Raw genomic sequence first — 18,665 nt, 5'->3', positions numbered from 1 at the left:
TCACAGGATCAAATCACGTAATTCGTCGGGCATAGCGCCAGGTTTTTGAATGGCAGCCAGGTCAGCATCAGCAAGAGCGTTCCAGGCGTCCTCGTCCCACAGTTGAAACTTGTTGAGCTGGCCCACCAGCATTACGCGCTTGTCCAGCCTGGCGTATTCGCGCAAGCGTGGCGGCACCAGAAAACGCCCGCTGCCATCGAGTTCCAGATCGACAGCATTACCAATCAAAAGCCTTTGCAGACGACGGTTCTCTTCACGAAACGTCGCCAGATCACGAAGTTTTGCCTCTATCAGCTCCCATTCGGAAAGCGGGTACAGGCAAAGACAGGGATCAACGGCATCAATGGTCACGATAAGTTGCCCGGCACTACGCGAATCCAACTCGTCACGGTACCGGCTCGGCATAGCGAGACGGCCCTTGGCATCGAGATTGATCGCGTTGGCACCACGGAACACAGGCGCATTCTCCGAATTTTAGCTTTTTGCGCTGAAAAAACCCACTTCGTGCCACTTTCTGCCACTTGTGCACACTATAGGAACGCGCCCACCACACCGTCAAGGCACGGTCTTAAGGAAAACCCTTACATTTCGGAGATTTAGGAGAGGTATTGGGTATAAAAGGGTAATTTTACGAACGATCTGACAGATAAATCCCACACAACTCAAATCGTTGCGATTCAAAGTTAATGTGATTTATGAGCTGTAAGATTTTTTTGGTATTACGAGAGGGTTTTGCTGCTTGAAACGAAGGGTGAGAAAAAAGGTGGAGAGTCGATCTGTAAGCCGGGTTCTGTCGAGAACAGTCATTCCTCTACGACGGCCATCACTGGACGTCTTTAGCAACCTACCCGGTTCCAGCGCGGGCCACGCCTAGGAACCCTATTTGGTCTTGCTCCGAGTGGGGTTTACCTTGCCACGAACTGTTACCAGACGTGCGGTGCGCTCTTACCGCACCTTTTCACCCTTACCGGCACCGAAGTGCTTAGGCGGTTATTTTCTGTGGCACTTTCCGTAGGCTCACGCCTCCCAGGCGTTACCTGGCACTCCGCCCTATGGAGCCCGGACTTTCCTCCCCCCCCTGTTGCGGAACAACAAGAGGCAGCGACTGTCCAATCGACTCTCCGCCGCCAAGGTTAGCGGCACATGCCTTCAAGAACAAGCTTTAATAGCACGTGGGGCGCACTTGTCCCCGTTATCCACCCCTTTAAAGGCAACCCATCATTCCTTCTGTTTCTCCAGCGCCACCTGATAAAGCAGGTTCTTGCGCACGCCGGTTATTTCGGCTGCCAAGGCTGCGGCGCGCTTGAGAGGCATCTCTGCAAGCAGTAAATCCAGTATGCGGCGCGCCTCCTCACCAATGACATCCTCGTCCTCGGGTGGCGTCCAGCCAGCTATCAGCACCACGCATTCGCCACGCTGCTGATTACTGTCAGCCTCGACAAAAGCCCGCAGCTCACCCAAAGGCAGACCCTTGAGCGTTTCAAAAGTTTTGGTTATTTCACGTGCCAGCAAGGCCTGACGGTCGGCACCGAAGACTTGCTCCATGTCTTGCAGACACTCAAGAATCCGGTGCGGAGCTTCATAATAAATAAGCGTGCGCGGCTCTTCCTTTACTCGCTCAAGCTTTGCCTTGCGCCCTGCAGCCTTGGCAGGAAGAAAGCCCTCGAAAATGAATCGGTCCGAAGGCAGCCCGGCCGCAGAAAGAGCGGCGATCAGGGCGCAAGCGCCCGGCACGGGCACAACCGGTACACCTACAGCACGCGCCTGACGTACCAGGTGATAACCGGGATCAGAGATCAGCGGCGTGCCCGCGTCGGAAATCAGCGCCACATCATCGCCAGCCAGCAGACGCGTTATGAACCGACTACCCTCATCACGTTCGTTATGCTCGTGACAGGCGGCCAGCGGAGTGGATATCCCGAAGTGCTGCATCAGCCGTGCAGAATGGCGCGTGTCTTCAGCCGCAATCAGCGCGACCTCACGCAACACCTTCAATGCCCGCACGCTCATGTCGTCCAGATTGCCGATAGGAGTCGCCACTACATAAAGCGAGCCCGGAGTGGAATTCGAAACAACCGGAACAGTCAAAACGCAAACCTCACAGGTTAAAGCTGATACTTGGAAAGAATGCATTGTACAGGCTGAAGCACGGCCGAGCGGTTCGCGCATCAGGGATGCCGATAAAAAAGGAATAAATACATGATCAAGGCCGGACACAACACAACGCTGCCTTCTCGAATTGAACGATTTGGCCGCCAGATGACCCTAACGCGACCAATATCACGGCTTTAAACACCTTCGACATCGCACCCCGGCCAGCGCTTGGGTACAATTCCCCGTTAATTCGCTCGAGTTTCAGGAACATACCAATGATCGCTTGTCTGCGGCTGCTCTCTGCCCTCTGCCTCGCTGCCCTTCTCGCAGCCTGTGCCAGCTCGCCCTCGTCCAGCCTTGGCGAGCTGCCTCGAACCCCTGACGCCAGCATCGAGCAGTTGCTTGATCAGGCCGCCACAGCCAAAACACCCGAGCAGGCTGCAACGCTGCGCTTGAGTGCAGCCGACCTGGCCGCCCGCCAGAATGACGCAGGACGCGCTGCGCAGATCCTCGGACAGGTGCAAATCGATCAACTCAAACCCGGACTGCAGGTTTTCGCCAGCACATTGTCCGCAGAGCTGGCGATGGGCCGCAATCAGCCCAAGGCAGCACTGACCGCACTGAACCACCCGAGCATGCAACGCCTGGGCGAACTGTCGGTCGAGCAGCAAGTTCGCACCCATATGGTCAAGGCGCGCGCCCTGGAGGCCGATGGCCAGGCCCTGGCGGCCGTCAATGAGCGAGTATTCGCCGGCCCTCTGCTGCAAGGCGCAGAGGCCAGCGCCAACAATGATGCAATCTGGACGCTGGTCTCCGCTCTGCCGGCCGAGCAGTTGCAAAGTACCGCCAGCGGCGATATGGGCGGCTGGCTGAATCTGGCCCGCTCGATCAAAGGCGCAGGCACACTTGAGCAGCAACAGGCGGCCATCGACAACTGGAAAGCCCAGAACCCGAAACACCCGGCAGCGCTGCAACTGCCTACCGCCCTCGCCCAACTGCGCGCCCTGACCAGCGAGCCTATTACCAAAATCGCTCTGCTGCTGCCGCAGGACGGTCAACTGGCCGCCGTTGCCAAAGCGTTGCGCGAAGGTTTCATGGCCGCGCACTTCCAGGCACAACAAGCAGGACAGAATCCACCCGCCATCCAGGTGTTCGACAGCTTGCGCGTTACCTCGATGGATGAGTTCTATCGTCAGGCACAGGCCGCTGGCGTACAGCTGGTCGTAGGTCCGCTGGAGAAGAACCTCGTCAAACAGTTGAACAGCCGCCAGCAGCTTCCGATCACTACCCTGGCGCTGAACTACAGCGACACCAGCAACGAAGGCCCCGCTCAGCTGTATCAGTTTGGTCTCGCTGCCGAAGACGAAGCCCGCGAAGTTGCACGTCGCGCCTGGGCCGATGGCAAGCGCAGCGCTGTAGCAATGGTGCCGAAAGGCGAATGGGGCGACCGCGTACTGGATGCCTTCCGCAAGAGCTGGCAGGCCAAGGGCGGTACGCTGATCGCAGCCGAGCACGTTGACCAGCCCGTAGAGCTGGCACAACAGGTCGCCGATCTGTTCCAGTTGCGTAACAGTGAAGGCCGCGCCCAGCGCCTGCAGAGCACTGCCGGCACTCAGGTAGCCGCGCAGCCAAGCCGTCGCCAGGACATTGACTTCATGTTCCTCGCCGCGACGCCGCAACAAGCGCAGCAGATCAAGCCAACCATGGTTTTCCAGTACGCAGGCGATGTTCCGGTCTACGCCACCTCGCACCTGTTCACCAACAGCAACGATCATGCGCAGTACATGGACCTCAACGGTGTGCGCTTCTGCGAGACGCCATGGCTGTTGAACGCTGAAGACCCACTGCGCCAGCAAGTCACCGCGCAATGGCCACAAGCTGCTGGCAGCCTTGGCCGCCTGTACGCAATGGGCATCGACGCCTACCGCCTGGCCCCACGCCTTGCGCAACTCAAGGCGATGCCTGACAGCCGTATCGATGGCCTGTCGGGCAGCCTGAGCATCAACCCTGGCCGTCGCGTCGAGCGCCAGCTGCCATGGGCGGAGTTCGTCGACGGCAAGATCCAACGCCTGCCGGACACAGCGCCTTGATGCCACGCAGCAGCCGCCAACAAGCAGGGCGCGAGGCTGAAGCCTTCGCCCTGCAGTTTTTGCAACAACAGGGGCTGCACCTGATTGAACAAAACTGGTTATGCAAACGCGGCGAGCTTGATCTAGTCATGCTTGACGGCGATACAGTAGTATTCGTCGAAGTTCGCTACCGGCGCCATTCAGGCTGGGGTGGCGCTACGGAAAGCGTTGATTTTCGCAAGCAGGCAAAACTTGTCACCGCCGCACAGCTTTTTCTGCAGCAAGCAACAGACTGGGCCAGTCACCCCTGCCGTTTCGACGTGATCGCCATTGAAGGCCAGCCTGGCAGCGCTGCACCGCTGAACTGGATCAAGAGTGCTTTTGACAGCTGACCTTGCGCTCGAGCAAAGCAGCTCCGCCGTGCTGATGATCTGCAATAGCTTCTACGCTCACCGATTTCGCTATTTGTTTTGCCGGCTGCACACCTTGTGTGCCGGATAGCTCCCGGGAGAACCCGGCGCATCCGTCCCGCCGCCGTACGCTCTAATTAAGGTCACATTGATGGACATGCAATCCCGAATTCGCCGGCTGTTCCAGGCCAGCATCGAAACCAAGCAACAGTCGATGGAAGTCCTTGCACCCTATATCGAGCAAGCCAGTCAGGTCATGGTCAATGCCCTGCTCAACGAGGGCAAGATGCTCGCGTGCGGCAACGGCGGGTCGGCTGGCGATGCACAGCACTTTTCCTCGGAACTGCTCAACCGTTTCGAGCGCGAGCGGCCGAGCCTGCCAGCCATAGCCCTGACAACCGACAGCTCGACGATCACCTCGATCGCCAACGATTACAGCTACAACGAAATCTTTTCCAAGCAGATCCGCGCACTGGGCCAGCCAGGCGATGTGTTGCTGGCTATTTCTACCAGCGGTAACTCGGCAAATATTATTCAGGCCATCCAGGCCGCACATGATCGCGAAATGATTGTCGTAGCATTGACGGGACGCGACGGTGGCGGCATGGCTTCCCTGCTATTGCCCGAGGACGTGGAGATCCGCGTACCTGCCAATGTCACGGCACGCATACAAGAAGTCCATCTGCTGGCGATCCATTGCCTTTGCGATTTGATCGACAGCCAACTGTTCGGGAGTGAAGAATGACCCCTAATCGTCTCAGCCTATTGGTTCTGACACTGTGCCTGAGTGTCACCGGATGCAGCTCGGTGATCACGGCCACTCGCGACAAGCCGATCGAAGATGATCGCGGCACCCGCACCTTCGGCAGCAAGATCGATGACTCGCTGATCGAGACCAAGGCAGCCGTCAACATTTCCAAAGCCAACCCTGATCTCGCAGAAGGCTCGCACATCGTTGTGACCAGCTTCAACGGCATCGTGCTGCTGGCTGGCCAGACACCCCGCGCCGACCTCAAGGCAATTGCCGAACAGGCCGCCAGCTCGGTCCAGCGAGTCAAGAAGGTCAACAACGAGCTACAGGTCATGGCGCCCTCTTCGCTGCTGGCGCGTAACAACGATGCCTGGCTGACCACCAAGATCAAAAGCCAGATGATTGCCGACGCATCCATCCCCGGCTCGCGCATCAAGGTGGTGACCGAGAACGGTATTGTGTTCCTGCTGGGCCTGGTGACTCAGGATGAAGCCAATCGCGCCACCAACCTGGTACAGGGCGTTTCCGGCGTGCAGAAGATCGTCAAACTGTTTGAGTACATCGACTGACGGGTAACTGGCAGGCGAAAAAAAGGCGATCCGGAGATCGCCTTTTTTATTGCGCATTTTTTACTTCACGACCTTCAGACTCGGCCGACCGCTCGGGCGCGGTGGCTCGCTGTCGGGCGGAGTATCATCTTCGATCTCGATTTCCTCACCCTCATCCATGGAAGGCTCCAGATCGAAAACCATACCCTGACCGTTCTCACGGGCATAAATGCCCAGGATGGCAGCTACAGGCACATAAAGCGTGTGTGGCACACCGCCGAAGCGGCCTTCGAAGCTGACGGCCTCGTTATCCATATGCAGATGACGCACCGCACTTGGCGAAACATTCAGGACAATCTGCCCGTCATTGGCAAACCCTTGCGGGACCTGTACCGAGGGGTAATCCGCATTGACCAGCACGTGCGGGGTGCAATCGTTATCGACGATCCACTCATAGAGAGCGCGAACAAGATAAGGGCGACTGGAGTTCATTAACGGCTCCTTAAGCCTTAGCGCATTTCACGTTCGGCAGCAGACAGACTCGCCTGAAAAGCCTCACGCGCAAATTGGCGCTCCATGTAATCAAGCAACGGCTTGGCAGGCCGCGGCAATTCAATACCCAAAATTGGCAAACGCCAGAGTATGGGGAGTAGACAGCAGTCAACAAGACTTAGCTCGTCGCTCATGAAAAAAGCTTTTTCCGCGAACAACGGTGAAACCCCAGTCAGACTTTCACGAAGCTCCTTGCGCGCCTGAACACGAGCAGGCTCTTTGCTGCGCGTATCAAGGATCAGGTCCACAAGGCCACACCAGTCTCGCTGGATGCGATGGATCAGCAGACGGCTGTTGGCGCGAGCCACGGGATAGACAGGCAGCAAGGGCGGATGCGGATAGCGCTCATCCAGGTATTCCATCACCACCGTCGACTCGTACAACGCCAGGTCACGATCAACAAGAGTCGGCAAGCTGCCATACGGATTTACTTCAATCAGCTGCGGCGGATGACGACCTGCCACAACCTCAATGATTTCGGCGCTGACACCCTTCTCGGCGAGCACAATACGCACACGATGAGAATAGTGGTCGGCGGGGTCGGAGTAGCAGGCCAACCGGTTGGTCACGCCCATGGCGATCCTCCTCGCTTGTTAAAATTTATCGGACAGACGAACGAATACGCCTTAAGGGCGCATCCGATAATGAACGCAACAGGACAGGTGTTCGTCGCGGGCCACAAGATAGCTCATTTACGCGATGTAAATTCTGTAATCTTCGCCGACAGGCTTATAAATCTCGCAATATCGACGTGACACGCCCAGCTTGAAAACACCTCGACCGCAAAAATCACACCCATAAAAAAACGCCCAGCCCCGCGAGGGGATGGACGTTCTTTCTTTGAACGAAGAACGAATTAACGCTTCGAGTACTGCGGACGCTTACGCGCTTTACGCAGACCGACTTTCTTACGTTCAACTTCACGAGCATCGCGAGTCACGAAGCCTGCTTTACGCAGAGCGCCACGCAGAGTCTCGTCGTATTGCATCAGAGCGCGAGTGATACCGTGGCGGATTGCGCCAGCCTGACCACTTACACCGCCACCGATAACGGTGACGTAGATGTCGAACTTTTCAACTGTCTCGGTCAGTTCCAGCGGCTGACGAACTACCATGCGGGCAGTTTCGCGACCGAAGAAATTGTCCAGGGAGCGGTTGTTGATCGAGATGTTACCAGTACCCGGACGCAGGAAAACGCGAGCGGTTGCGGTCTTGCGACGGCCAGTGCCGTAATTTTGAGTCGCCGACATAATGAACTATTCCGTTAAAACTTCAGTTCTTGGGGCTGCTGAGCAGTATGAGGGTGTACAGCGCCCGCATAGACTTTCAGCTTACGATACATGTCGCGACCCAGCGGGTTCTTAGGCAGCATGCCTTTGACCGCGGTCTCGATCACGCGCTCAGGAGCTTTGGCGATCAGCTTTTCGAAGTTGATCGACTTGATCCCGCCCGGAAAACCGGAGTGTGAGTAGTAGATCTTGTCGGTGGTTTTGGCACCAGTAACGCGGATCTGCTCGGCATTGATCACGACGATGTAGTCGCCGGTATCAACGTGCGGAGTGTATTCCGGTTTGTGCTTGCCACGCAGACGGCTCGCGATTTCGGTGGCCAGACGACCCAGGGTCTGACCAGCAGCGTCGACGACGAACCAGTCGCGCTTAACTGTTTCCGGTTTAGCAGTAAAAGTTTTCATTCTTTATAGCCTCAGGGGCCGCCCTGAAAATTAGACGGCGGATCTTACTGAATAGTGCGTACTTTGACAAGTCAAAGGCAGCCGGAAACAGACGCTATCGGGGGCTCGGGTCAGCGCGTCCGTTATACGGCAAGATTCTTCGGCAGACGGCGCATCACTTCCACTGCAAAGAGCTGGCGGATTATACAGACTGTAAAAATAACCTCAACCGGATTTTTTGTTCACATTCTGTTTATTGCCTGCGAGGCGTGGATTGGCGGATATTTACCCGCTTAGCACAAAGCCATCATGCGCACCTCTCGCAGAGATCCTGCCATGAGGAGGCTGGACACACCCGACAAAAAATAAGACGATCCAGCCGTTGCTTGACCATTTACCCATATAAGAATAACGATTATGCCGATCCAACACGCCACTCTGCTGCGCCGCGTAAGCATTCTAACCACCGACAAGATGTTTGCCTCGACGGTCATGCAGGCCAAAGACTTCTTCCACTTAGCCAGCCTGCGCTACAGCAAACAACTGGGCCAGGGCCTGGTGCCCGCTTTCGAAACCCGCCTCGTCAGCCCGGACGGACTCTCCGTCAGCAGCTTCAGCGACGTCACATTGCCAGTCGACGGCGCGCTGTGCCAAAGCGACATCATCGTTATCCCGGCCTTTTGGGATGATTTTGAAACCCTGCGCGAACGCTACCCTCAGATCCTGCCCTGGCTGCGTGAGCAACACGCCAACGGTGCCGTACTCTGCGCCGAAGCCACCGGGGTCTACTGGCTTGCCGAGGCAGGATTGCTCGACGGCAAGGAAGCGACTACCTACTGGCGCTTCTTCGGTGCATTTGCCGAACGCTACCCCAAGGTGCTGCTCAACCAGGAAAAGCACCTGACTGACGCCGATAACGTGTACTGCGCAGGGGGCACGACGTCAGCGTGCGACCTCTACATCTACCTGATCGAGCGGTTCTGCGGTGCCAACGTCGCGCAGGCCGTGGCCCGCGATATTCTTTACGAGGTACGCCGCACCTACTCACCGGGCCGCATAGGCTTTGGCGGGCAGAAACTGCATCAGGACGTGGTGATTCTGCAGATTCAGCACTGGCTGGAAGAGCACTTTGCCGACAAGTTCCGCTTTGAAGATGTGGCCCGAGAGCACGGTATGAGCATTCGCAATTTCATGCGCCGCTTTCAGACCGCAACCGGTGACAAGCCGCTGCATTACCTGCAACGGCTGAGGATCGAAACGGCAAAGGGATTGCTGTCAGGGTCTCGCAAAAGCATCAAGACCATCAGCTACGAGGTGGGCTATGACGACGCCAGCTTCTTCGCCCGGCTGTTTCGCCAACACACCGAGCTGTCACCTAACCAGTACCGGCAGCAGTTCGAGAGCCAGAAGGAAAAGCTGTGAGCTGCAGCATGGGCGAGCTTCAAGCGTGCAGCTTGAAACTTGCCGCTTGCAGTCGCTGCTAGGGCTTATGCGCCCGCGAGAGGAATTCGTGGGATTGCATTTCCAGCAGACGGCTCAGGGTGCGTTGAAACTCGAACATCAACCGGCCACCGGTGTACAGGTCCTTCAACTCAACCTCGGCTGAAATGATCAGCTTGACGTTGCGATCGTAGAACTCGTCGACCATGTTGATAAAACGTCGGGCGATGTCATCGGTAGAAACGTCCATCTGCTCGACGCCACTGATCAGCACAGCATGAAATATCTTGCCCAGCTCGATGTAGTCGTTCTGGCTACGTGGCCCGTCGCACAGCTCGCGGAAGTCGAACCAGGCCACATCATCACACGTACGCAGGGCACGGATCTCGCGGTTTTCGATCATCAACACATCGTTTTCGATGGTTTCGGCGCAATCCGGGGTCAGGGCCTTGAAGCTTTTGCGCAGGCTTTCCTGCGCAACTTCGTTGAGCGGGAAGTGAAACAGCTCAGCCTGCTCCAGGTGACGCAGACGGTAATCGACGCCGCTGTCGACGTTGACGATGTCGGTGTTCTGTTTGATCAGCGCAATTGCAGGCAGGAAACGCGCGCGTTGCAGGCCGTCCTTGTACAAACCGTCCGGAACGATATTGGAGGTTGCCACCAGCGTTACGCCATTTTTGAACAGTTCTTCCATCAGCGTGCCCAGAATCATGGCATCGGTGATGTCGGAAACAAAGAACTCGTCGAAACAGATAACCCGTGCCTCGTCGGAAAAACGCTTGGCGATGATCGTCAGCGGATTTCGCTCGCCCTTGAGGGTCTTCATCTCTTCGTGCACGCGCTTCATGAAGCGGTGGAAGTGCGTACGGACCTTGTCCTGAAACGGCAGCGCGTCAAAGAACGTGTCGACCAGGTAGGTCTTGCCACGGCCCACGCCCCCCCAGAAGTACAAACCCTTGACCAGAGTCGGCTCTTTCTTGCCAAACAGCTTGCCGAACAGGCCGGGCTTGCTGTCGTGAGCGGCAACCAGATCGTCATACAGGCGCTGCAAATGGCGCACAGCGTTTTCCTGCGCGGCATCGTGAAAGAAGTCCGGGCGTTTCAGATCAGATTGATATCGTTCTAGGGGCGTCATAATTCGTTAGCAAGGCAACAAAAACGGGTCGTCACTGTAGCGACGACCCCGGGGATTGGCAATCAGTCCTGTTGAGGAGCAAGTGCCAGCTTAAGGGTTTGAATCGCGTTGTCGCGCGCAATGGCATCGGCGAACTCCGGGCTATCGGCTACACACTCGCCGTCCAGCCACAGCGTGAAACCATTGGCTTCACTGCGCAGATCCAGCTCACCGCCCTGCTGCAACTGCTTGCTGGCGATGCCGGCCGCCTTGCCGTCGGCAAAATTGCGCGACAACAGCAGCTGCTCGCCATCGGCGGCCAGCAGGCGGAAACGGAAGCTGCCGTCGTCTTCACGGAAGCTGACGAAACGAGCGCCCTTGGTAGCCTTTTTCTTGCCGGTATCGGCGTTTTGCACCGTGGCGCGGAACGAGCGCAGGCCCACCGCCTCACGCAGCTCCTCCAGAAACGGAGTGGCAACCCGGCGTGCCTTCTGCGCGCCGGCGAGCAGGATATCTTCGAGATCGGCAGGACGCTCGATCAGCCTCAGATATTTTTCACGGGGCTCGCTCAATTGCGCATCCAGCAAGGTGAACAGACGATTCTTCGCTTCGCCCCAGCCCAGCCCCTGCAATAGATCGGAACGGAATTCAGCGCACTGCTCTGCCGTCGAAAACGCTTGATACAGGGTGAACAGGTGCGAGGTGTCCGGATCCTTCGCTTCACCCGGCGCGCGCGAGTCGGTGACGATGCGCGATATGGCGCTTTTCATCTCCTTGGCGCTGCTGAACAACGGAATGGTGTTGTCGTAGCTTTTCGACATCTTGCGCCCGTCCAGACCGGGTAGCGTGGCGACGCTCTCTTCGATCAAGGCCTCGGGCATGACAAAGAATTCCTTGCCATTGCCAAACAGGTGATTGAACCGCTGGCCGATGTCGCGGGCCATTTCAACGTGCTGGATCTGGTCGCGCCCCACCGGAACCTGATGCGCATTGAACATCAGAATGTCAGCGGCCATCAGTACCGGATAGCTGTACAGTCCCATGGTGATGCCTGCATCCGGGTCCTCGCCACCTTCGACGTTCTTGTCCACTGATGCCTTGTAGGCGTGCGCGCGATTAAGCAGGCCCTTGGCCGCCACGCAGGTAAGCAGCCAGGTCAGTTCCGGGATCTCTGGAATGTCCGACTGGCGATAGAAGGTCACACGATCAACATCAAGGCCAGCCGCCAGCCAGGTCGCAGCGATTTCCAGACGCGAGCGCTGAATGCGCAGCGGGTCATCGCATTTGATCAACGCGTGGTAGTCGGCCAGAAAGTAGAACGAGTCGAAATCGCTCTGACGGCTGGCGACAATGGCCGGGCGAATCGCGCCCGCGTAGTTACCCAGATGGGGAGTGCCGGTGGTCGTGATACCGGTCAGGATACGAGTGGTCATGGCAGGTCGCTTATCTAAAGGATGCAATACGGGCTGCAATCAGTTGGAAAGTCGCGGCAGAAGCAGATCTTTCAGATCGGTCAGCTTGCCGTGAAAAAAGTGTCCGCATTCTGCCACTTTCAGCAGCTCATGGGGGCGTTGCAGCGCGGCCGACCACGCATACACCGTTTCAGGATCGATCACTTCATCGTCTTCTGGCTGAATGATCGTCAGCGGGCAGGCTTGCGGCAAGACGCTTTGATCCTTGAGCCGCGAGGCCGCTGCAGCAATCAGAAACAAATGCGTCAGTTTTTCACCCTGCCCCTCAAGACGACCGCCCAGGTTGGCGGCAACGTAGCCACCGAAAGAAAAACCGAACAGAGTCATGGGCAGATCAGGATGTTGCGCACGCAGCCACTTGGCGGCAGCCTGGGCATCATCGATCTCACCTGGCCCTGCGACCGACGTACCGGCACTGGCACCGACACCGCGATAATTGAAGCGTAAGGTGATCAGACCTTGATCCCTTGCGGTACGCTGCAACGTCGAGACGACTTTATTGAGCATCGTTCCACCCTGTATCGGGTTAGGATGGCAGATCAGTGCAACGCCTCGGGCGTCGGGTACATCCTGATACAGCGCTTCGAGCTGGCCTTCTGGGCCATCGATAAATAATGGGGTTTCACGCATGAGCAAAACAGAACTCCGTGACCTCGAAATGGGTCGACTCGTCTAGCTGATTGTCTGCGGCTTGCATATCAACGATACGTCGCGGGTATACAGCGCAGGTTCCAGCCGTTAACGTAAAGCAAAGCCGTTTATAGAGGAAGGACTCGTGGAACACTCGCTCTTAGTCTGGTTGTTGCCGACGCTCGCCCTGGTGGCCGGTGTCGTCATTGGTTTTCTGGTAGCGCGCCTGCTGCCCAACACCGTTCCGAACAGCACCCAGCGCCAGCTGGACAACATTCAGGAGCGCTTCGACACCTATCAGAACGAGGTAGTCACGCACTTCAACAGCACGGCCAATCTGGTACAGAAGCTTTCGCAGAGCTATCAGGATGTTCAGGAACACCTTGCCGAGGGCGCCAACCGTCTGGCTCTCGACGAGCTGACCCGCCAACGCTTGCTGGCCGCCCTGCACCCTGAGGCCAATCATGCGCACCGCGATCATCGCGACCGCCTGACCCCTCCGCGCGACACCGAGACACCCAAGGACTACGCCCCCAAGTCGCCCAACACGCCTGGAATGCTGGATGAGCATTACGGCCTGAAAAGGTAAGGATTCACAGCCACACAAAAGCCCGCTACAGAGAACATCTGCAGCGGGCTTTTTTGTGCCCTACCCCTTCGCGAGCAATGCGGATTGCCACGCCGGTCGCTCCCACAAGATCGTGCGTGCGCACCATTGTGGGAGCGAGCTTGCTCGCGAAGAGGCCAATGCAGGCGCTGAAAACCATTGGGCTTTCACGCCTGCATGCGTATCAGATCGCGCCGCGGCTGCGCAGCAGATCAAGCACCTGTTTAACGCTTTCTTCCAGGTTGAGTGTCTGCGTGTCGATCACCAGATCGGCATTCAGCGGCACGTCATACGGAAAGGACTCGCCAGGAATATTGTCGCCATCAGCGGCATACAGGCCTTGCGGGTCACGCTCGCGACATACTGCTGGCGACGCCTGAACATAGACGGTCAGCAGACGATCCTTGCCGATCAGCGCCTTGGCGCGCTCACGGCCCTCGGCATCCGGCGCCACAAAGGCAGCCAGGGTCAGCAGGCCAGCTTCGTTGAACTGGCGCGCCACGTGGGCGGCACGGCTCCAGTTCTCGGTACGCCCGGCACGGTCCTGTGGCAAGCCCTTGTTCAGGTCATGACGCAGGTTCTGACCGTCCAGCACATAGACCGCACGGCCCATGTCGAACAACTTACGCTCGACCGCATACGCCAACGTACTTTTGCCTGCGCCGGACAGGCCGCTGAACAATACGGTAGCCGGCTGCTGACCGAAACGCTGCGCACGCTCTTCAGTAGAGACGTGGGCCAGCTCGCCATGATGCTGCGAGCCACCGCCTGAAACCGGCTTGGCAATAATCATGCCCGCTGCCACAGTGCCATTGGTCAGACGATCGATGACGATGAACGAGCCAGTGGTGGGGTTTCTGTCATAGCCGTCCAGCGCGATGGGCGCATCGAGGCTGACTTTGACGCGTCCGATCTCGTTCAACTGCAACGAGCTGGCAGGGCCTTCCTGCAGCGTGTTCACATCGACCCGATGAGTAATGCTGGCAATAGAGCCCGGCACATAGCTGGTAGCGCGCTTGATGTCGTACTTCTTGCCCGGCAGCATGGGCTCTTCGGCCATCCACACCAGCATCGCGTCGAACGCATCGCTGACCTGTGGGACGTTGTCGGCATGCACCAGCAGATCACCGCGGGAAATGTCGATCTCGTCTTCCATGGTCAGCGTCACGGCCTGCCCCGGACCGGCCTGCTCCAGTTCGCCTTCAAAAGTGACGATGGACTTCACACGGCTGCTCTTGCCCGACGGCAGCACGACGATCTCGTCGCCCTTGTGCACGATACCGCTGGCCAGCGTACCGGCGAAACCGCGGAAGTTCAGGTTTGGACGGTTGACGTACTGCACCGGGAATCGCAGGTCCGCATAGTTGCGGTCGCTGGCAATTTCGACGGTCTCGAGAATTTCCATCAGCGACTGGCCGGTGTACCAGGGCGAACGCTCGCTCTTGTTCACCACGTTGTCGCCCTTGAGCGCCGACATTGGAACAAACGCCATGGTGGTCGGCTTGAACGCGATACCCTCGGCGAACTTCAGGTAATCGGCCTTGATCGACTCGAACACGCCCTCATCGAAGCCGTTGAGGTCCATCTTGTTGATGGCGACGACGATGTGCTTGATGCCCAGCAGAGAGGCGATATAGCTGTGACGACGGGTCTGGGTCTGTACGCCATAGCGCGCGTCCACCAGAATGATCGCCAGGTCACAGGTCGAAGCGCCGGTGGCCATGTTACGGGTGTACTGCTCATGGCCCGGCGTATCGGCAATGATGAACTTGCGCTTGGCCGTGGAGAAATAGCGATAGGCAACATCGATAGTGATGCCCTGCTCCCGCTCGGCCTGCAGACCATCCACCAGCAACGCCAGATCGACGTCATCGCCGGTGGTGCCGGACTTCTTCGAGTCCCGGGTGATGGCTTCAAGATGATCTTCATAGATCATCTTCGAGTCATGCAGCAGACGCCCGATCAGCGTGCTCTTGCCGTCATCGACGTTGCCACAGGTAAGAAAGCGCAGCATTTCCTTGCGTTCGTGCTGGCCCAGATAGGCGAGGATGTCCTCGCTGATCAAATCAGATTGATGCGACATGTGACACCCCTTAGAAATAACCCTGACGTTTCTTTTCTTCCATCGAGCCGGCACCGTCATGGTCAATGACCCGGCCCTGGCGTTCGGAAGTTCGTGTCAGCAGCATTTCCTGAATGATGTCGGTCAGGCTGGTCGCTTCGGACTCGACAGCACCGGTCAGCGGGTAGCAACCCAGCGTGCGGAAACGGACCTTTTTCTTGACGATGCGCGACTTCTCTTCATCGGTGAGATGCTCGAGGATGCGCTCGTCGTCGATCATGATCAGCGTACCGTTCTTCTCGATCACGTCGCGCTCGGCGGCGAAGTACAGCGGCACGATAGGGATGCCTTCAAGGTAGATGTACTGCCAGATGTCCAGCTCGGTCCAGTTGGAGAGCGGGAACACCCGGATAGACTCGCCTTTGTTGACGTTGCCGTTATAGACATTCCACAGCTCGGGGCGCTGGTTTTTAGGGTCCCAGCGATGTTTGCTGTCGCGGAACGAATAGACGCGTTCCTTGGCCCGGGACTTTTCTTCGTCGCGCCGGGCACCGCCGAAAGCGGCATCGAAACCATGCTTGTCGAGCGCCTGCTTCAGGCCCTCGGTCTTCATGATGTCGGTATGTTTGGCGCTGCCGTGGGTGAAGGGGTTGATGCCCTGCGCCACACCATCGGGGTTGATGTGAGTGATCAGGTCCAGGCCCATTTCCTCGACCATCTTGTCGCGAAAACGATACATCTCCTGGAATTTCCAGCGAGTATCGACGTGCATGACCGGAAATGGCAATTTACCGGGGAAGAATGCCTTGCGCGCCAGGTGCAGCATCACGGCCGAATCCTTGCCGATCGAGTACAGCATCACCGGGTTATCGAACTCGGCGGCGACCTCGCGGATAATGTGGATGCTTTCCGCCTCCAGCTGTTTCAGATGCGTCAGTTTGTCAACCATGGCTACTCACGGATTGCGTTCGTTATGGACCGGGAAACCCCGGGGCGGCCTGCGGGCCGTATTCGAGCCGAGCACTTTAACATGCGTGATATCGCTAATCAGCGATGCAGCTAGATCGAAACGATCTATGCATATGCCCTGCTGTTTGATCGTTCAAATTGGGTTCGGGCAGTCGATGAAGATATGCTCGAGTGCAAAGCGTCGGGCCAGGTAATCACCCAGGGCCTGAACGCCATATCGCTCGGTGGCGTGATGACCGGCCGCGATGAAGCTGATGTCGTTCTCCCGTGCGCTGTGGAATGTCTGCTCCGACGCTTCGCCACTCAGGAACAGATCGACGCCTTCCAGCACTGCCTGATCAATGTAGTTCTGACCACCGCCCGTGCACCAGCCGACACGGCGAATCATCTGACTGCCTTCGATGAGCAATGGCTCACGCCCCAGCGCATCCTGCACGCGACGGGCAAAATCCCGCGGCGTCATGGGTTCGGACAACGAACCGATCAAGCCGACCACTCGCGAATTTTCGGGGTCCAGCGGGCCTTCGACAGTGATGTCCAACTGACGTGCCAGCTGCACGTTATTGCCCACTTCAGGGTGCACGTCCAGCGGCAGGTGGTAGGCAAGCAGGCTGATGTCGTGCTTGAGCAGAGTTTTCAGGCGACGCTGCTTCATGCCGACAACACAGGGGTTTTCGCCTTTCCAGAAATAACCGTGATGGACCAGAATCAGATCAGCCTGAGCCTCTACGGCAGCGTCCAGCAATGCCTGGCTGGCCGTCACGCCGCTGACGATGCGCATCACTTGAGGCCGACCCTCGACCTGAAGGCCATTAGGGCAATAATCCTGAATCCGGGCACTGTTCAGATAGCGGTCGGCTTCTTCGACCAGGGTGCTCAGGGCAACAGCCATAAAAGACTCCTAAATATGCAGTTCAGAGCTGCGTTGTACTCGTATAATGCCCGCCATTATGGCGCACCCGTGGCAAAACTTTCTGCGCCCGCAACCATCAGGACTTGTTAAATGTTCAAGGCACTGCGTTTTTTCGGCTGGCCATTGCTGGCTGGCGTGCTTATCGCCATGCTGATTATTCAGCGCTATCCGCAGTGGGTCGGCCTGCCGAGCCTGGATGTCAATCTGCAACAGGCTCCGCAGACCACCAACGTCATGCAAGGTCCGTCGTCCTATGCCGATGCGGTCATTGCCGCAGCGCCCGCGGTGGTCAACCTCTACACCACCAAGATGGTCAACAAGGGCAACAACCCGCTTTTCGAAGACCCGCAGTTCCGGCGCTTCTTCGGCGACAACACGCCCAAGCAGAAGCGCATGGAATCGAGCCTGGGTTCTGGCGTGATGATGAGCCCTGAAGGCTACATACTGACCAACAACCACGTCACCACTGGCGCGGACCAGATCGTGGTAGCGCTAAAAGACGGCCGCGAAACCATTGCCCGGGTCATCGGCAATGATCCGGAAACCGACCTGGCGGTGCTCAAGATCGATTTGAAAAACCTGCCCGCGATTACCATCGCGCGCTCTGACAGCATTCGCATCGGCGACGTTGCACTGGCCATCGGCAACCCGTTCGGGGTCGGTCAGACCGTGACCATGGGCATTATCAGTGCCACCGGGCGCAATCAATTGGGCCTCAATACCTATGAAGACTTCATCCAGACCGACGCGGCCATCAACCCCGGCAACTCGGGCGGTGCACTGGTAGACGCCAGCGGCAATCTGATCGGTATCAATACCGCGATCTTTTCCAAGTCCGGCGGCTCGCAGGGCATCGGCTTTGCCATTCCGACCAAGCTGGCGATGGACGTTATGAAGTCGATCATCGAACACGGTCAGGTCATTCGTGGCTGGCTGGGTATCGAAGTTCAACCGCTGACCCAGGAACTGGCCGAGTCATTCGGGCTGAAGGATCGTCCCGGAATCGTTGTGGCGGGTATCTTCCGCGATGGACCGGCGCAGAAAGCCGGGCTGCAACTGGGTGATGTGATTCTGAGCATCAATGGCGAACCCGCTGGCGACGGTCGTCGCTCGATGAATCAAGTGGCGCGTACCAAGCCCAAGGACAAGATTGCCATCGACGTGATGCGCAACGGCAAGGAAATGCGCTTGAGCGCCGAGGTCGGCCTGCGCCCGCCACCTGCACCGACACCTGCCGCAGCGCCCGAGTGATGCGCCATTACCTGAAAGTGCGGTACAGCACAGATCTGTGACGCCGGGAATAAAGGGCATCCGGGCTTCTGCCCGAAGGGCGTGGGGGGCGAGCTTGCTCGCGAAGAAAGTG

19 protein-coding genes and 1 other RNA gene are annotated in these 18,665 nt (G+C 57.7%); 7 read left to right on the top strand and 13 right to left on the bottom strand.

Annotated elements, in window-relative coordinates; all coding sequences use genetic code 11:
* From mraZ to rsmI, 3 genes are all read right to left on the bottom strand, one after another.
* Positions 1-456, bottom strand: a complete 456-nt coding sequence (gene mraZ, locus RYC18_RS02255) for a division/cell wall cluster transcriptional repressor MraZ (protein ID WP_002555055.1) — start codon at positions 454-456, stop codon at positions 1-3.
* 307 nt (positions 457-763) lie between these two features.
* Positions 764-1,121: RNase P RNA component class A (rnpB, locus tag RYC18_RS02250), an RNA gene on the bottom strand.
* Between the two features lie 97 nt (positions 1,122-1,218).
* Positions 1,219-2,088, bottom strand: a complete 870-nt coding sequence (gene rsmI / locus RYC18_RS02245; RefSeq protein WP_029240916.1) for a 16S rRNA (cytidine(1402)-2'-O)-methyltransferase — start codon at positions 2,086-2,088, stop codon at positions 1,219-1,221.
* Positions 2,089-2,369: 281 nt separating this feature from the next.
* Between rsmI and RYC18_RS02240 the strand changes: the two genes are divergently transcribed.
* From RYC18_RS02240 to RYC18_RS02225, 4 genes are all read left to right on the top strand, one after another.
* Positions 2,370-4,184 (top strand): penicillin-binding protein activator, encoded by a 1,815-nt coding sequence (locus tag RYC18_RS02240; protein WP_316882630.1) that lies wholly within the window; start codon positions 2,370-2,372, stop codon positions 4,182-4,184.
* Positions 4,184-4,555 carry a YraN family protein gene (locus tag RYC18_RS02235; RefSeq protein ID WP_316882629.1) on the top strand — a complete coding sequence of 124 codons (372 nt, stop codon included), beginning with the start codon at positions 4,184-4,186 and terminating at the stop codon, positions 4,553-4,555. The genes RYC18_RS02240 and RYC18_RS02235 overlap by 1 nt, the downstream gene beginning before the upstream one ends.
* Positions 4,556-4,724: 169 nt before the next feature.
* On the top strand, positions 4,725-5,318 hold the full coding sequence (locus RYC18_RS02230; RefSeq protein WP_002555059.1) for a phosphoheptose isomerase: 594 nt from the start codon (positions 4,725-4,727) through the stop codon (positions 5,316-5,318).
* Positions 5,315-5,893 (top strand): BON domain-containing protein, encoded by a 579-nt coding sequence (locus RYC18_RS02225; protein WP_002555060.1) that lies wholly within the window; start codon positions 5,315-5,317, stop codon positions 5,891-5,893. The genes RYC18_RS02230 and RYC18_RS02225 overlap by 4 nt, the downstream gene beginning before the upstream one ends.
* A 60-nt stretch (positions 5,894-5,953) precedes the next feature.
* Here the strand turns inward: RYC18_RS02225 and RYC18_RS02220 are convergent, their stop codons facing one another.
* From RYC18_RS02220 to rplM, 4 genes are all read right to left on the bottom strand, one after another.
* The gene (locus tag RYC18_RS02220) at positions 5,954-6,364 is read right to left on the bottom strand and encodes a ClpXP protease specificity-enhancing factor (RefSeq protein WP_004656546.1); all 411 of its coding nucleotides are present in this window, start codon (positions 6,362-6,364) and stop codon (positions 5,954-5,956) included.
* Positions 6,365-6,381: 17 nt separating this feature from the next.
* On the bottom strand, positions 6,382-6,999 hold the full coding sequence (locus RYC18_RS02215; RefSeq protein WP_004656548.1) for a glutathione S-transferase N-terminal domain-containing protein: 618 nt from the start codon (positions 6,997-6,999) through the stop codon (positions 6,382-6,384).
* A 281-nt stretch (positions 7,000-7,280) separates the two neighbouring features.
* On the bottom strand, positions 7,281-7,673 hold the full coding sequence (gene rpsI, locus RYC18_RS02210; RefSeq protein ID WP_002555064.1) for a 30S ribosomal protein S9: 393 nt from the start codon (positions 7,671-7,673) through the stop codon (positions 7,281-7,283).
* A 14-nt stretch (positions 7,674-7,687) separates the two neighbouring features.
* On the bottom strand, positions 7,688-8,116 hold the full coding sequence (gene rplM / locus RYC18_RS02205) for a 50S ribosomal protein L13 (RefSeq protein ID WP_002555065.1): 429 nt from the start codon (positions 8,114-8,116) through the stop codon (positions 7,688-7,690).
* 453 nt (positions 8,117-8,569) lie between these two features.
* Here rplM and RYC18_RS02200 point away from each other — a divergent pair, with 453 nt between their 5' ends.
* Positions 8,570-9,517 (top strand): GlxA family transcriptional regulator, encoded by a 948-nt coding sequence (locus RYC18_RS02200; protein WP_316884149.1) that lies wholly within the window; start codon positions 8,570-8,572, stop codon positions 9,515-9,517.
* Between the two features lie 58 nt (positions 9,518-9,575).
* Here RYC18_RS02200 and zapE read toward each other — a convergent pair whose 3' ends face one another.
* The 3 genes from zapE to RYC18_RS02185 form a co-directional block, all read right to left on the bottom strand.
* A complete protein-coding gene (zapE, locus tag RYC18_RS02195) occupies positions 9,576-10,670 on the bottom strand; it encodes a cell division protein ZapE (RefSeq protein ID WP_002555066.1) in 1,095 nt (364 codons plus the stop codon).
* 62 nt (positions 10,671-10,732) lie between these two features.
* Complete coding sequence (locus RYC18_RS02190; protein ID WP_002555067.1) at positions 10,733-12,082, bottom strand: tryptophan--tRNA ligase; 1,350 nt, start codon at positions 12,080-12,082, stop codon at positions 10,733-10,735.
* Between the two features lie 39 nt (positions 12,083-12,121).
* The gene (locus RYC18_RS02185) at positions 12,122-12,751 is read right to left on the bottom strand and encodes an alpha/beta hydrolase (RefSeq protein WP_316882612.1); all 630 of its coding nucleotides are present in this window, start codon (positions 12,749-12,751) and stop codon (positions 12,122-12,124) included.
* Positions 12,752-12,896: 145 nt separating this feature from the next.
* Between RYC18_RS02185 and RYC18_RS02180 the strand changes: the two genes are divergently transcribed.
* Positions 12,897-13,340: a YhcB family protein gene (locus RYC18_RS02180; RefSeq protein WP_004656562.1), complete on the top strand. Its 444-nt coding sequence runs from the start codon at positions 12,897-12,899 to the stop codon at positions 13,338-13,340.
* 202 nt (positions 13,341-13,542) lie between these two features.
* On the opposite strand, the gene cysN is transcribed toward RYC18_RS02180, so the two are convergent.
* The 3 genes from cysN to RYC18_RS02165 form a co-directional block, all read right to left on the bottom strand.
* A complete protein-coding gene (cysN, locus tag RYC18_RS02175; RefSeq protein WP_005744998.1) occupies positions 13,543-15,441 on the bottom strand; it encodes a sulfate adenylyltransferase subunit CysN in 1,899 nt (632 codons plus the stop codon).
* A gap of 10 nt (positions 15,442-15,451) precedes the next feature.
* Positions 15,452-16,369 (bottom strand): sulfate adenylyltransferase subunit CysD, encoded by a 918-nt coding sequence (gene cysD, locus RYC18_RS02170; RefSeq protein ID WP_002555071.1) that lies wholly within the window; start codon positions 16,367-16,369, stop codon positions 15,452-15,454.
* A 153-nt stretch (positions 16,370-16,522) separates the two neighbouring features.
* Entirely contained in the window at positions 16,523-17,281 is a 759-nt protein-coding gene (locus RYC18_RS02165; RefSeq protein WP_002555072.1) for a Nif3-like dinuclear metal center hexameric protein, read from the bottom strand.
* A gap of 111 nt (positions 17,282-17,392) precedes the next feature.
* On the opposite strand from RYC18_RS02165, the gene algW reads away from it, so the two are divergent.
* Entirely contained in the window at positions 17,393-18,553 is a 1,161-nt protein-coding gene (gene algW / locus RYC18_RS02160; RefSeq protein WP_002555073.1) for a Do family serine endopeptidase AlgW, read from the top strand.
* Positions 18,554-18,665: the final 112 nt, after the last annotated feature.

This window comes from Pseudomonas syringae group sp. 247E2 (assembly GCF_032587795.1).
Lineage (GTDB): Bacteria > Pseudomonadota > Gammaproteobacteria > Pseudomonadales > Pseudomonadaceae > Aquipseudomonas > Aquipseudomonas amygdali.
Note: the sequence above shows the minus strand (reverse complement) of the source record. Positions and strands in the feature narration are given on the sequence as shown.